The organism is Treponema endosymbiont of Eucomonympha sp., assembly GCF_001028545.1.
Genome location: NZ_BBPW01000644.1, coordinates 1 through 446, shown reverse-complemented (window position 1 = coordinate 446; position 446 = coordinate 1). Strand labels below are relative to the sequence as shown.

At 70.4% G+C, this 446-nt stretch carries 1 protein-coding gene; it reads left to right on the top strand.

Features of this window, described 5'->3' with window-relative positions; genetic code table 11:
* Positions 1–446, top strand: a 446-nt coding sequence (locus tag AWU74_RS08465) for a 3,4-dihydroxy-2-butanone-4-phosphate synthase (protein WP_162505117.1), incomplete at both ends; no start/stop codon positions are given.

The window sequence follows — 446 nt, the reverse complement described above, 5'->3', positions numbered from 1 at the left end:
GAACTGCGGCTGCCGCTCATGGTGAGCGAAAACACCGCCGTTCACGGCACGGCGTTCACCGTCAGCGTCGACGTCCTGAAGGGCGCGACCACGGGGATTTCCGCCTTGGACCGGGCGGCGACCATTCGGGCGCTGGTGAATCCGGCTACGGCGCCCGAAGACTTGGGCAGACCCGGGCACATATTCCCGCTTATCGCGCGGGAAGGCGGCGTAGTTTCGCGGCAGGGGCATACCGAAGCGACGGCGGATATTGCCCGCCTCGCGGGGTTCGCGCCGTCGGGGTTTCTCTGCGAGATTCTCAACGAGGACGGCTCTATGGCGCGGCTGCCCCGCCTTGAAGAAATCGCCCGCCGGCACGGCTTGAAAACCCTGACGGTGGCGCGGCTCGCCGACTGGCGGCCGCGGCCCGGGTCCCCGCCCACCGCCGCTCCCGCGCGCCCCCCCGC